Here is a 12,158-nt window from a genome sequence, read left to right as displayed (position 1 = left end):
AATATCTGTTGACTCTTACTGTATTTAACCTAGACTCAAACACGGCTAGAAAGAAAGTTCTTTGTTTTCACATTTCGTTGGATGTCTTGTAACTCCGTCGTCCTGTGGTACGCAATAGCAATTTATTTTTTCACGCTATAAGCGCCGTTGAGGCGAAAGATTACACAAATTTAGATATTTAGGAAAATAGACATGTCTAACACAGCTACTGGCACAGTTAAGTGGTTCAACGAAACTAAAGGCTTCGGTTTCATCCAACAAGAAAACGGTCCTGACGTATTTGCTCACTTCTCTGCAATCACTGGTGACGGCTTCCGTACTCTAGTTGAAGGCCAGAAAGTAGAATTTGTTATCTCTCAAGGTCAAAAAGGCCCTCAAGCAGAGCAAATCAAAGTACTTTAATTCTTAAAGAATTTGATACTGTAGCCAGCTTTTAAGCTGGCTATTTTTTTGCCTATCGCTAAAACCAATCGCAGTAACTAACTGGTCTACCTAGCCGGTTAAAATACTCGATAACGACGTCAACATTTTTGATTGTAGAATAACGACTTATCGAAAAATGCTGTCTTGTTCTCAAGCATTCTCTTACGCTGCTTCTGATCATACTGTGATTGGCACAACGCACTACAAAACGATAAAAACATGGCGCTAAAACCAACCATTTATAAGTTTCGTATCGATATTTCCGATATGAACAACGACTATTATAATTCCAAAAAACTCACCATCGCTCTTCATCCTTCAGAAAAACCACAACGTATGTTGGCTCGTGTCTTAGCATATTGTCTCAATGCGACGAGCGATCTGGAATTTACAAAAGGGCTGTCAACCACTGAAGAACCTGATCTGTGGCACATCGCTGACGACCAAAGTATCACTCAATGGATCGAGATCGGTGAACCAGATGCAGATAGAATCAAAAAAGCAACTCGCCTTTCCAAACAAGTAAAAGTCTACAGCTATAACACCAAAGCTTCGGTATGGTGGGAGAAAGTATCAGGCAAGTTTTCAATGCTTCCGGTAAGCGTAGAAAGCTTTGATTACGATTCCATTGACACAATTTGTCAGCACCTTGACCGTGGCGCAAACCTTTCTGTTATGATCACTGGTACGTCTATATTTGTTGATATTAACGATCAACACATCGAAGTAACGGTGAGGGAATTGCAAAGTCATGACGCCACTTAATACACTGTTTCAGGAGATGGGATTCAAAAAGATTCCCTTTATAACCGAACATAAGACGGCAAAGAAACGTTGGTTGGACGAACAAAACGCACTGTTCACCAGAGTATGTGCGAATAAACCGTCAACAGCTCCAACACTTCATTTGCTGGGCTTACTGACGAAATCTCACATCGAAGCCAGTGCAATCTATGAACAAAGCGCTCACGCTAGCCAACAGATGCAAATCGCGCTTAGCGAGTCTGTGGGTGATGAACACGCCAGTAAGTTCACCAATCAATCTGCTGAAAACCTTATTCTCATTACCCACCTTTGGCTTTATACCCAAGGGTATCTCAATATGGATTTCAGCCTGGCGCACGATCATGCGGAACAAACTCAGAACACGCTCCACCATGAACTTGTGATTCAACGTATCGATGTAGATGCGTTCAGAACTGAATTGATGCGTAGTTTTTATATGGGTCGAGAAGCGAACCCAGCAAAAACTGGCGGCTTTTTAGCTTGGTTAAAGCGTCTATTCTCCGCATAAAAAGCATGGTTTTATCTACAGTAAACAACTGGTAGACTTCAAACCCGGTGCGACGCTTGTCGCGATTGTATTCGACAAGGACATTCATCCTTTGAACATCAGGGACTCATTATGAAGTTTATTCGTTGGTTTTTAGGCAAAATCATATTATTGCTTAACGCTGTTTTTTCACCTCGTGGAATCAAACGTGACGCTAATGAACAAATGAGCGTTGACAGCAAAGCGAAGCAATATGCGCTTTATCAGTTTGAAGCTTGCCCTTTCTGCGTAAAAGTTCGTCGTGCGATGAAACGACAATCGGTAAAAATTGAATTACGCGATGCGAAGAACGATCCTGCTCATCGTCAAGCGCTTGAGCAAGGTGGTGGAAGAATTAAAGTTCCTTGTCTTCGAATCGAAAAAGATGGTGAAACCCAATGGCTTTATGAGTCATCGGACATCGTTGCACATATTGAAAAAGAATTTGCCTAGTTCCCCCTAAGAACATTGGCGGATGTAAAAGAGGCACCAAGATTGGTGCCTCTTTTCTATTTATTGATTGTCTGACAATACACACATCACCCGCTAATCACTGACAATCAGCATCAGTTCCACACGTCGATTGCATGCTTTTCCACTGGATGTCGCGTTGCTGCATTGGGGTACGTGCTCACCAAACCCACGCGAGAAAACGCGCTGGCGAGGAATACTAGTGGCCAGTAACTGCTTTTCAACTTCACGAGCTCGCTTTTCCGACAATGTGTCATTGAAACTTGCCGCCCCAGTACTGTCCGCATGCCCATCGATGACAACATCAACATCCGCACGCCCTGCCAGGTAGTGACCCAGACTTTTCAGCCAGCCTTGTGATTGAACAGATAGCAGCGCAGAACCGGTTTGAAAGTGAACTTGATCTTTTAAGCGAACCATCAAGTGCCCGCCACTGATCGTCTCGTGGGCGATGTTGTGCCTATCCAAAAACAGTTCCAGCGAAGTCATATTAGATGACTCGTTCACAGCAGCGCTTGATGCCTGTTGCGCCGGGACATTCATAACATACGATGAACGACCATAACCCCATTCTGGGTGTCTTAGCTCAGTGTTCGTCTTCGGCGCTGTATCTAACATGTTGCCACCTGGCACTATGTCTTGACTGATGCTTCCACACCCTCCAAGCAAGCTACAAACTATTAATAACCACTGCTTCATACCGTTCCCAACGTAGAAAAACTGTTACTCACTATGTCGACTCAATGCGCGTTGTCTTTAGCATTTTCGTCACTTCAAAATCACGCTAAGCGTTCTTAAGCTAGCGAATGAAATGCACTGATCGTGCCAGTCACATGCTTCTATGGCCGCGACTTTGATGTGATTTGAGTAATATCATCCCAATTTAGTGTAACAATCGGTTTTAATAGTTTTAGTCGACATCGTTAACCGATAAACTAACCCAAATTTCTCAATCGAGCGTTAATATGTTCAAAAATATTTTGAAAGGATTTGCTTTTTTTGCCGTGGTCACGGCACTTACAGCGTGCGACAACGGCAATTCGCAGCCGCAACAAGGAAAACAATATGACGTGCTGCCAGTCTCACTTCAGGAATATCAACTTGCCCCTGTAACCGAGGCATTCTCCTTGACCTGCGGTCACTGTCGCTCGATGGAAGAATTTGTGCCTCAAATAGAATCTCTGACGAAGCAAGATGTTGAGAAGGTACATGTTACGTTTAACGACAGTGCCGAGATCAGCGCTCTCATTTTCTATACAGCGGTTATGCAGCTAGAGGCGACACCAGATAAAGCATTTATGGCCGACCTTTTTGCAGCCGTTCAAATGCCGCCTGAAGCAACAGCAGATGAACGTCAAGCAGCCGTAGAAAATGCGTTTGAGTCTCGTAACCTGATTAGCCCTTATCAGCTAGACCAACCACAGCAAACGCAGTTGCTTGATTACGTCAAAAAAGCCGATGAAATCACAACGCGTGGCCAGATCAACTCAGTACCCACCTTTATCGTTAATGGCAAATATCAGGTAATTAGCGGTGGTCATGACAGTATTGAAGCCATGTCTGAGACGATTAACTACTTACTAAAACAACCTCAATAGACTAGGAGCCAACGTGTCTAAATTTTTGTTTCCTCTTATTATTTTTATTCTGGCGGCATTTTTCATTTACCGCACCTGGACAAACCATAAAGTGGCAGACGAAAACTTTGCCAAAGGACAAGCGTTCCTGCTAGAAAATGCCAAGAAAGAAGGCGTCATCACTACCGAAAGCGGCCTTCAATATATCGTGCTAGAGAAAGGTACGGGTGATGTTCACCCAACGGCAACAAGCAAAGTTAAAGTGCATTACCACGGTACACTTATTGATGGTACGGTATTCGATAGTTCCGTCGATCGCGGCGAGCCAATCTCATTCGGCTTAAACCAAGTCATTAAAGGTTGGCAAGAAGGTGTTCAGTACATGGTAGTCGGTGAAAAGATTCGCCTGTTCGTACCAAGCACACTCGCTTACGGTAAAAGTGGTACCGGCCCAATTCCACCAGCAAGTACGTTGATTTTTGATATTGAGTTGTTAGACATTCAATAACGACAAACTAAAACGCCGGATTGTATCAATCCGGCGTTTTTGTATTCAGAAAGACTCACACCATGGAGAAGTCGATATTGTGATCCGCGAGTAAGGCAATAAACAACACCAACAAGTGGTAAATAGAAAACTTAAACGTCTCTATCGCACTGCGTTCATCCGGTGCAAACTTCAGTTTCCAGGCATGGTAAATAAACCCGGCATTAAGCAGCAGTGAAACAGAAAGATAGATAAAGCCCACCATGCCCACTAACACCGGCATCACACAAACCAGAGTAAGAAGTACGGAATATAGCAGAATCGAGGTTTTGGTGTATTCAATACCATGGGTAACCGGAAGCATTGGAATATCGACCTTACGATACTCTTCCACCCTGTGAATCGCGAGAGCCCAAAAGTGGGGTGGCGTCCAGATGAATATTATCATCACTAAAAGCCAGGCATTACCATGCAACTCGCCCGTTACCGCAGTCCAGCCTAACAGTGGTGGCATTGCACCGGCTATTCCTGCGATCACGATATTTTGTGGTGTAGCTCGCTTTAGATACATGGTGTAAACAACCGCATAGCCAAGCAGACTTAATAAGGTCATCCATGCGGTCAATGCGTTTACCCAAGCGTATAGCAACACAAACCCTGCCAAACCTAAACCGGTGGCAAATATCACCACGGACAGTGGGTTGGTGTCACCAGAGGGCAATGGACGTTTATGAGTTCGTGCCATTCGTGCATCAATTTTACGATCGATAAGGTGATTAAATGCTGCGGCAGATCCAGCCATTAAACCTATTCCAGCGAGCCCTATGGCTGCCTGTAGCCAGGGGAAAGTAGCGACTGGCGCCAAATTCATACCAACGATAGCGGTCACCAACATAAGTGCCACAACTTTAGGCTTAGTGAGTTTCAGGTAGGTAGAGCCAATTCGCTTTCGCCCTTCTAATGTCAACGCGATATCTTTATTCATAGCGAACTCCTTTCACTTGATGACTCCACTGTGTTTTTCCCTGCCACAAGTAGAACTGACTCACACAAATGAGGCTCAACATAATTGCTGCGCCCAGTGTATGGGCCACTGCGACGTAGATCGGTAACTGAAACACGACATTACTCACGCCGAGCATTAATTGACAGATAAGCGCTAGCCCAATCCAAATGCCTAGGTTTCGTGAATAATGGGACTCTTGCTTAAACAACAGAACACAATAAGTTGCGACCACCAAGGCCGTAATTATGGCTCCGATGCGATGAGTAACGTGTATGGTCATTCTTGCCGGATACTCTAAAACGCCAAATTCGTAATTATCAAACCCGGTTTGCCAGAACGAAAACGCTTCTTTCCAGGACAAATAACTGATCCAATCACCCTCACAGATTGGCAATGTCGTACACATCAAGGCCGCGTAGTTTGAAGAAGTCCAACCGCCAAGTAGTACCTGAATAAGCACGACGGCAAAAGCCACCATTGAGAACAGACGTACTGTACTGGTAGACGGTGAAAAATAGAGATTACCTCGTGCTTTGAGTTGGCAATAAAAGACCGCTTGTAATAACAGCAAGGTAAAACCGCCAAGGAGATGAAGCATGACGACAACAGGCATCAGTTTGAGTGTGACTGTCCACATACCCAACAACGCTTGCCCAACAACCAGCAGGCAAAGCATGATCGGTATCGAAGCGTTAACCCGCTCTGAGCGTGACGCTATAACCGCCATAACCAAGATGATGATTCCAAGCGTCCCGGCAAAATAACGATGGATCATCTCCAACCAGGCTTTTTCATGATCGACGGCGCGGTCCGGAAAATTGAGGTTAGCTCTTGCGACGTCATCTTCATGAAGAGGAACCGACAGATGCCCGTAGCAACCAGGCCAATCAGGGCAACCTAATCCAGCGTCGGATAAACGCGTATAGGCTCCGAGCATGATCACCACCAAGGTAAGACATAAACTAACTTTCACTAGTCGAATTAACGTCATCGTTTCCCCCTATCCCACTCGGGATAACTTAAGCAGTTTGCGCAAATCAGCCAGCATATCCTTGCTAAGCTTAACCAAATCTTCGTTTGGCTTTGGTGTGTAGGACATGACTAACTGCCCCAAAGGGTCAACAATGACCACTTGTCCCTGCGCTACTTTTTCCGCTACCAACGCGTTAATTGCCATCCTCTCCATGGGTACCTCTACCGAGTCTGACGATTCCGATGTCCATAGCACGGGTACTACGCGGTCTTGGTATTTACCGAGGGCGACGTGACTTTGCTTAAGAAGATACAGTTGTTGTTGGCACTGCTGTTCACACTGTTCGGGAACCACATACGCCAGTTGCCAACCGTGTACAGTTTGCGGTGCCACTTGCCCTAATTGCTCTAACGTAGTGTAAGGCTCAATAAGTTGACCACGATTGGTCACTCCACTCTGATACCAGCCCTGATTCAGAATTAGCTTGGCGACAACCGCAGGAAGTGCAAACAAGCACACCAATGCAATCAGGACAAAACGCCCCCTTGTTACTTTCGACGTCATTTTTCACCTCCATGTGATGAGACACCCTTTAACCAACGGATAAAAACCACGACAGTAAGTAAGAGAAACACACCAGCCATGGCAAACCATTGAACGGAATAACCAAAGTGTTTCGCACTTGTCAGTGGTAATGGGTTCCATGGGAATTCGTAAGGCCAGTTATCTAAATTGTCAGGCTGTAAAACCGCGGGCATGAGTTCAATATTTAATATTTCATTCAGTTGAGAAATATTGAGATTTTGCACTCGAATGGACTCGCCCAGCTCAGGCATCAACTCGGAACTCAGTGGGTTCATTGATTTGCGATATAAACGTCCGGTTACCACAGCAGGCGTCTCTAACTCTTTGACGGCAGGCAATTCAGAACGAGAGCGTTCTCCAGCCACAAAACCAAGCTCCATCAGTGCTAATATGTTCTGATTCTGGCTCACCGACACCACCTGATAAGAAAGATAGCCCACGGTTCCGTTGTAGGTTTGGTTATCCAGCAAAATGACCGGTAAGGGCTCAGGGGCGACTTGTGCTTCCACCTTGACGCCAATGACGCTTTCTTCACGCCAGTCATTGTTATCAAGTACGACATGCATTTTCTTATAAGGTAAGTCAGCTCTAGCGAGGATCGTCTGCTCAAGAGCTTGTTTCTCCTCACCTCTCTCTAGTTGCCAAAAGCCCAGTTTGACCAACAGGGAAAACACAGCCACAGTTAAACAAACCGCAGCCCAAAACCGCTTCGATAAAAGTAGCGTTATAACCGGAGGTTCCATGTCCACCGTATTCTTGTTCAAATTGACACTCATCCTTTTGCTACTTTTCATTATCTTCAACCTCGCAAAAGCGCTTATCGAAATGGTTCGTGAAGACCCAGACAACGCTGATCGTGACCATAAACCCATGAGCCACTATTTAGGTCGACGTGTCATGTTTTCCGCTTTAGTCGTCATTCTGCTACTTATCGCTCTCACTTCTGGATGGATTGATCCTAACCCTCGTCCCTACTAATGTCTGAGGCTCGGCTAGAGCACATAAACAAAAACAAACAGACACAACCAAACCACATCAACAAAGTGCCAATACCAACTACCCGCCTGAAAGGCAAAATGGTTTTTCGGAGAAAAGTGGTCCTTCGCGATTCTGAACAGCAATACGATTAAGAAAATAGTCCCCAGACAGACGTGCATGCCGTGGAAACCCGTCAGCATAAAGAAGGTATTACCATAAACCCCGGACTGCAGGGTCAACCCCATTTCCTGATAGGCGTGAATGTACTCTTCAGCCTGATAAAACAGGAAAAAGCCCGCAAGTATGATGGTGATCTCCAACCAAACAACCAGTGCTGTACGCTTGTTTTGCTCCAAGCTGATGTGCGCCATATGCAAGGTAACGGAAGAGAGCAAAAGAATGATGGTGTTGGTCAGAGGAATCCCTTGCCACGGCATCGCTTGGGTGGTTTCACCTCCCGGAGTGGTCGTCAGTGGCCATATCGCTTCAAAATTGGGCCAGAGAACTTCATTGGTCATAAAGTTATTGTCCGCCCCGCCCAACCAAGGCACCGAAACCATTCTCGCGTAGAACAGCGCACCAAAGAACGCGCCAAAGAACATCACCTCAGAAAAAATAAACCAGCTCATCCCCTGGCGGAAAGAGCGCGTAATTTGGGAGCTGTACTTACCGGTCAGCGACTCGGTAATCACGTTGCTAAACCAGCCAGCTAACATGTACAACAAAAACATAAAACCCACGGCCAAAACGACACGACCTATCGAGCCGACCGGACCATCACTTTGGGTTCCCTGCACGGTCATACCCGCACCAACAGCAACTAAGAACAGCGCAAACGCACCAATAATTGGCCAGCTGCTTTGAGCAGGAACATAATAAGTCCCGGGTTTGTTACTCATGAGTTCTCTCCTTACAGACATGATTTGGTCTGTGTGTCTCTCTATGAGAGGCTAACTCCCTTCCGCTGGAGGCAGCTTGTAGAGTGTGTAAGACAGCGTTAACGTATTAATTGAGTCAGGAATATTGGGCTCAATGTAAAAAATCAGTGGCATTTGTGCGTGTTGATTGCCTTCCAAAGGCTGCTGGTTGAAACAGAAGCACTCGATCTTATTAAAGTAAGCCGCGCCGTTACCCGGTGACACAGACGGTACAGCCTGCCCAACCAATTTGTGTCCGCTCTCGTTAAACGCAAGGTACTCGGTTTGGACTACCTCTCCGGGATGTACATCCATAGCAATGACTTTGGGTTTAAATTCCCAGGGCATATCCGGATTGACGTGCGCCATAAACTCCACTCGGATGGTACGGCTTATGTCTGGTTGCATACCTACAGGCTGAATCGCCGCCACTTCGCTGGTTTTACCGTTGATCCCCAATGCATCGCACATCACGTCATACAAAGGGACTAAGGCAAAGCCAAAACCGAACATCAACACCGTAGCAAGCAGTAGCTTGATGGTCAGTTTTCTGTTTGATGGATTAGATTGAGTCACGCTCGTCACCTACATCTAATCGACTTTAGGCGGAGTAGTGAAAGTATGATGTGGAGCTGGACTTGGCACTGTCCATTCCAACCCCTCCGCTCGCTCCCAAGGCTTCGCCGTCGCTTTCTCGCCACCACGAATGCATTTGATGACCACCCACAAGAAAATCAATTGAGACAGACCGAAGGCAAAACCACCGATAGATACAATTTGGTTGACGTCCGCAAACTGGATCGCGTAATCCGGAATTCTTCGTGGCATACCTGCCAACCCTAAAAAGTGCATTGGGAAGAAAAGCACGTTGACTGAAATCAGCGAACACCAGAAATGCCACAAACTCAGCTTGTGGTCATACATATTGCCGGTCCATTTCGGAAGCCAGTAATAAGCCGCCGCCATAATGGAGAATACCGCCCCGGAAACCAGTACGTAATGGAAGTGCGCAACCACAAAATAGGTATCGTGATACTGGAAATCGGCTGGCACGATAGCCAGCATCAGTCCGGAGAAACCACCAATGGTAAACAACACGATAAACGCGATGGCAAATAACATCGGCGTTTCGAACGTCAACGCACCACGCCACATGGTCGCGACCCAGTTAAACACTTTTACTCCGGTTGGTACTGCAATCAACATGGTGCAATACATAAAAAAGATTTCGGCAAATACGGGCATACCAGTGGTGAACATATGGTGTGCCCACACAAGGAAAGAAAGCAGCGCGATACTGCACGTCGCATACACCATAGAGTGATAACCAAAGAGCTTTTTACCACTGAAAGCAGGAATAATCGCTGAGACAATACCAAAGGATGGCAGGATCATAATGTAAACTTCTGGGTGACCAAAGAACCAGAAAATGTGTTGGAACATGACCGGGTCGCCCCCACCTGCCGCATCAAAGAAGCTGGTGCCAAAGTACTTATCGGTAAGAACCATGGTTACCGCGCCAGCCAAAACAGGCATAACGGCGATGAGCAAAAATGCAGTAATCAGCCAAGTCCAGACAAACATCGGCATCTTAAACCAAGTCATGCCCGGCGCGCGCATATTCACGATGGTCACAATGACATTGATCGCGCCCATGATCGAGCTTATACCCATGATGTGTACAGAGAATACAAACAACGCCGTACTGTCCGGGCCATACGTGGTTGAAAGCGGCGCATAGAATGTCCAGCCAAAGTTAGGCCCACCGCCAGGTAAAAACAGTGAGCTTAGTAGAATGAGAAATGCAAAAGGCAAGATCCAAAAACTCAAGTTATTCATGCGCGGTAATGCCATGTCTGGCGCACCAATCATCATGGGGATCATCCAGTTTGCCAAGCCAGTAAAGGCGGGCATCACCGCACCAAATACCATGACTAAGCCATGAACGGTCGTCATCTGGTTAAAGAATTCAGGATCGACCAATTGTAATCCCGGCTGAAACAGCTCGGCGCGAATGACCATCGCCATTGCCCCACCAGTGAGGAACATCGCAAAACTGAACCAGAGGTATAAGGTGCCTATGTCTTTATGGTTGGTCGAATACAACCAGCGAGCAAGACCTTTAGGCGCGTGATGAACATCATGGTCATCATCAAGAGCGATGGTTGAATTCGCCGAAGTTTGTGCTTCAATCGGTGCTGACTTTACGGCTTTTTCTGCTGGCTTGCTCATATTTCCTCCTTAGCACTCTTTTGTGCCTTAAAGGCATTAACATCAGATGCTTGAACGGTGTCGCCAGTATCATTCCCCCACGCATTTCGTTGGTAGGTAATGACGGCAGCGATTTCCTGGTCACTCAGTTGGTTGGCAAAAGCTTGCATGGCGGTTCCGGCACGACCATTGACTATCACATTGATGTGCTCAGTCACATCCCCCGTCGCCACAGGGCTGCCTTTGATTGCTGGAAATGCGCCTGGGATACCTTCGCCACTGGCTTGATGACAGACGGCACATCGAGCGGTGTAAATCGCTTCACCTTGAGCCATCAGCTCGTCCATGGATAAATCTTGTGTTAATGCTTCTTGAGCAGCCGCTTTCTGAAGCGCAATTTCTTCTTTCTTACCAGCCAGCCATTGATCAAACTCGTCTTCTGCCATCGCATGCACCACGACTGGCATGAACCCATGTGCGCGACCACAAAGCTCGGCACATTGGCCGCGATACACGCCAGGCTCATCAATTCGAGTCCACGCTTCATTGATAAACCCTGGTACGGTGTCTTTCTTCACAGCAAAATCAGGCACCCACCACGAGTGAATCACATCGTCTGACGTAAGAAGAAAACGGACTTTGCGATTAACAGGCAGGACAAGCGGGTTATCCACTTCAAGTAAGTAATGAGCACCTTTTGTTTCGATTCCATCAATCTGTTTTTGACTGGTGGCGAGAAGACTAAAAAACTCGACGTCTTGACCAAAGTAGTTGTAATGCCACTTCCACTGGGAGCCAGTGATTTTGATGGTGAGCTCCGATTGGCTGGTATCTTCCATTGCAACTAAAGTTTTTGTTGCGGGAATCGCCATCGCCACAAGAATGATAATAGGGATAACCGTCCAAATAATTTCCACTTTGGTGCTTTCATGGAAATGAGCGGCAACTGCTCCTTTTGACTTGCGATGACGAATGATGGAATAGAACATGACACCAAAGACCACAAGGGCAATCGCACAGCAAATATAGAAGATCAGCATATGCAATTCATACACTTGCTCACTGATCGCTGTGACCCCTTTGGTCATATTGTAGTCGTTGTCTTTTGACCATCCATAAGAAGAGAATGTGATTAAAGTCACATTCAGTGTTAAGGCAAGAGTAGTCGCTAATCTTTTCAAAAGATCTCTCCTCTGCTCAGCCGCTACGCTTACGCGA

At 46.2% G+C, this 12,158-nt stretch carries 16 protein-coding genes; 7 read left to right on the top strand and 9 right to left on the bottom strand.

Annotation, left to right across the window (positions count from 1 at the left end; genetic code table 11):
* Positions 1–192: 192 nt before the first annotated feature.
* From RXX31_RS16580 to RXX31_RS16565, 4 genes are all read left to right on the top strand, one after another.
* Entirely contained in the window at positions 193–402 is a 210-nt protein-coding gene (locus RXX31_RS16580) for a cold-shock protein (protein ID WP_005375625.1), read from the top strand.
* A gap of 240 nt (positions 403–642) precedes the next feature.
* Positions 643–1,188, top strand: coding sequence for a YaeQ family protein (locus tag RXX31_RS16575; protein WP_317590716.1), 546 nt, complete (start codon positions 643–645; stop codon positions 1,186–1,188).
* On the top strand, positions 1,175–1,717 hold the full coding sequence (locus tag RXX31_RS16570; RefSeq protein ID WP_317590714.1) for a hypothetical protein: 543 nt from the start codon (positions 1,175–1,177) through the stop codon (positions 1,715–1,717). Before RXX31_RS16575 ends, RXX31_RS16570 begins: the two co-directional genes overlap by 14 nt.
* 111 nt (positions 1,718–1,828) lie before the next feature.
* Complete coding sequence (locus RXX31_RS16565) at positions 1,829–2,188, top strand: glutaredoxin (protein WP_317590712.1); 360 nt, start codon at positions 1,829–1,831, stop codon at positions 2,186–2,188.
* A 93-nt stretch (positions 2,189–2,281) separates the two neighbouring features.
* Here the strand turns inward: RXX31_RS16565 and RXX31_RS16560 are convergent, their stop codons facing one another.
* Positions 2,282–2,905, bottom strand: coding sequence for an OmpA family protein (locus RXX31_RS16560; protein ID WP_317590711.1), 624 nt, complete (start codon positions 2,903–2,905; stop codon positions 2,282–2,284).
* A 266-nt stretch (positions 2,906–3,171) separates the two neighbouring features.
* Between RXX31_RS16560 and RXX31_RS16555 the strand changes: the two genes are divergently transcribed.
* A complete protein-coding gene (locus RXX31_RS16555; protein WP_317590709.1) occupies positions 3,172–3,804 on the top strand; it encodes a thiol:disulfide interchange protein DsbA/DsbL in 633 nt (210 codons plus the stop codon).
* Positions 3,805–3,817: 13 nt separating this feature from the next.
* The gene (locus RXX31_RS16550; RefSeq protein ID WP_317590707.1) at positions 3,818–4,291 is read left to right on the top strand and encodes an FKBP-type peptidyl-prolyl cis-trans isomerase; all 474 of its coding nucleotides are present in this window, start codon (positions 3,818–3,820) and stop codon (positions 4,289–4,291) included.
* A 55-nt stretch (positions 4,292–4,346) separates the two neighbouring features.
* Here RXX31_RS16550 and cyoE read toward each other — a convergent pair whose 3' ends face one another.
* The 4 genes from cyoE to RXX31_RS16530 are packed head-to-tail and all read right to left on the bottom strand — an operon-like array spanning position 4,347 to position 7,577.
* Positions 4,347–5,255, bottom strand: coding sequence for a heme o synthase (gene cyoE / locus RXX31_RS16545; RefSeq protein ID WP_317590706.1), 909 nt, complete (start codon positions 5,253–5,255; stop codon positions 4,347–4,349).
* Complete coding sequence (locus RXX31_RS16540) at positions 5,248–6,267, bottom strand: COX15/CtaA family protein (protein WP_317590704.1); 1,020 nt, start codon at positions 6,265–6,267, stop codon at positions 5,248–5,250. Before RXX31_RS16540 ends, cyoE begins: the two co-directional genes overlap by 8 nt.
* Positions 6,268–6,276: 9 nt before the next feature.
* Positions 6,277–6,813: a cytochrome oxidase biogenesis cluster protein gene (locus tag RXX31_RS16535; protein WP_317590703.1), complete on the bottom strand. Its 537-nt coding sequence runs from the start codon at positions 6,811–6,813 to the stop codon at positions 6,277–6,279.
* A complete protein-coding gene (locus tag RXX31_RS16530; RefSeq protein ID WP_317590702.1) occupies positions 6,810–7,577 on the bottom strand; it encodes an SURF1 family protein in 768 nt (255 codons plus the stop codon). Before RXX31_RS16530 ends, RXX31_RS16535 begins: the two co-directional genes overlap by 4 nt.
* On the opposite strand from RXX31_RS16530, the gene RXX31_RS16525 reads away from it, so the two are divergent.
* A complete protein-coding gene (locus tag RXX31_RS16525) occupies positions 7,576–7,812 on the top strand; it encodes a DUF2909 domain-containing protein (RefSeq protein WP_264907353.1) in 237 nt (78 codons plus the stop codon). The genes RXX31_RS16530 and RXX31_RS16525 overlap by 2 nt on opposite strands.
* Positions 7,813–7,826: 14 nt before the next feature.
* Here RXX31_RS16525 and RXX31_RS16520 read toward each other — a convergent pair whose 3' ends face one another.
* From RXX31_RS16520 to coxB, 4 genes are read right to left on the bottom strand one after another with little or no spacing between them, the layout of a single operon-like run.
* Complete coding sequence (locus RXX31_RS16520) at positions 7,827–8,711, bottom strand: cytochrome c oxidase subunit 3 (RefSeq protein WP_317590701.1); 885 nt, start codon at positions 8,709–8,711, stop codon at positions 7,827–7,829.
* A 51-nt stretch (positions 8,712–8,762) separates the two neighbouring features.
* On the bottom strand, positions 8,763–9,305 hold the full coding sequence (locus RXX31_RS16515) for a cytochrome c oxidase assembly protein (protein ID WP_317590700.1): 543 nt from the start codon (positions 9,303–9,305) through the stop codon (positions 8,763–8,765).
* A gap of 15 nt (positions 9,306–9,320) precedes the next feature.
* Positions 9,321–10,961, bottom strand: coding sequence for a cytochrome c oxidase subunit I (gene ctaD / locus RXX31_RS16510; RefSeq protein ID WP_065298286.1), 1,641 nt, complete (start codon positions 10,959–10,961; stop codon positions 9,321–9,323).
* The gene (gene coxB, locus RXX31_RS16505; protein WP_317590699.1) at positions 10,958–12,121 is read right to left on the bottom strand and encodes a cytochrome c oxidase subunit II; all 1,164 of its coding nucleotides are present in this window, start codon (positions 12,119–12,121) and stop codon (positions 10,958–10,960) included. Before coxB ends, ctaD begins: the two co-directional genes overlap by 4 nt.
* Positions 12,122–12,158 lie beyond the last annotated feature (37 nt).

This window comes from Vibrio sp. EA2, from assembly GCF_033042495.1.
In the GTDB taxonomy this organism is placed as follows: Bacteria; Pseudomonadota; Gammaproteobacteria; order Enterobacterales; family Vibrionaceae; genus Vibrio.
This window is presented reverse-complemented; position numbering and strand designations above follow the sequence as displayed.

Excerpts from the sequence above, each read along its gene's own strand:
- RXX31_RS16565 (WP_317590712.1), top strand. The coding sequence starts at position 1,829 with ATGAAGTTTATTCGTTGGTTTTTAGGCAAAATCATATTATTGCTTAAC.
- RXX31_RS16535 (WP_317590703.1), bottom strand. The coding sequence starts at position 6,813 with ATGACGTCGAAAGTAACAAGGGGGCGTTTTGTCCTGATTGCATTGGTG.
- RXX31_RS16525 (WP_264907353.1), top strand. The coding sequence starts at position 7,576 with ATGTCCACCGTATTCTTGTTCAAATTGACACTCATCCTTTTGCTACTT.
- RXX31_RS16560 (WP_317590711.1), bottom strand. The coding sequence starts at position 2,905 with ATGAAGCAGTGGTTATTAATAGTTTGTAGCTTGCTTGGAGGGTGTGGA.
- RXX31_RS16520 (WP_317590701.1), bottom strand. The coding sequence starts at position 8,711 with ATGAGTAACAAACCCGGGACTTATTATGTTCCTGCTCAAAGCAGCTGG.
- RXX31_RS16555 (WP_317590709.1), top strand. The coding sequence starts at position 3,172 with ATGTTCAAAAATATTTTGAAAGGATTTGCTTTTTTTGCCGTGGTCACG.
- RXX31_RS16530 (WP_317590702.1), bottom strand. The coding sequence starts at position 7,577 with ATGGAACCTCCGGTTATAACGCTACTTTTATCGAAGCGGTTTTGGGCT.
- RXX31_RS16540 (WP_317590704.1), bottom strand. The coding sequence starts at position 6,267 with ATGACGTTAATTCGACTAGTGAAAGTTAGTTTATGTCTTACCTTGGTG.
- ctaD (WP_065298286.1), bottom strand. The coding sequence starts at position 10,961 with ATGAGCAAGCCAGCAGAAAAAGCCGTAAAGTCAGCACCGATTGAAGCA.
- RXX31_RS16570 (WP_317590714.1), top strand. The coding sequence starts at position 1,175 with ATGACGCCACTTAATACACTGTTTCAGGAGATGGGATTCAAAAAGATT.
- cyoE (WP_317590706.1), bottom strand. The coding sequence starts at position 5,255 with ATGAATAAAGATATCGCGTTGACATTAGAAGGGCGAAAGCGAATTGGC.
- RXX31_RS16575 (WP_317590716.1), top strand. The coding sequence starts at position 643 with ATGGCGCTAAAACCAACCATTTATAAGTTTCGTATCGATATTTCCGAT.
- RXX31_RS16580 (WP_005375625.1), top strand. The coding sequence starts at position 193 with ATGTCTAACACAGCTACTGGCACAGTTAAGTGGTTCAACGAAACTAAA.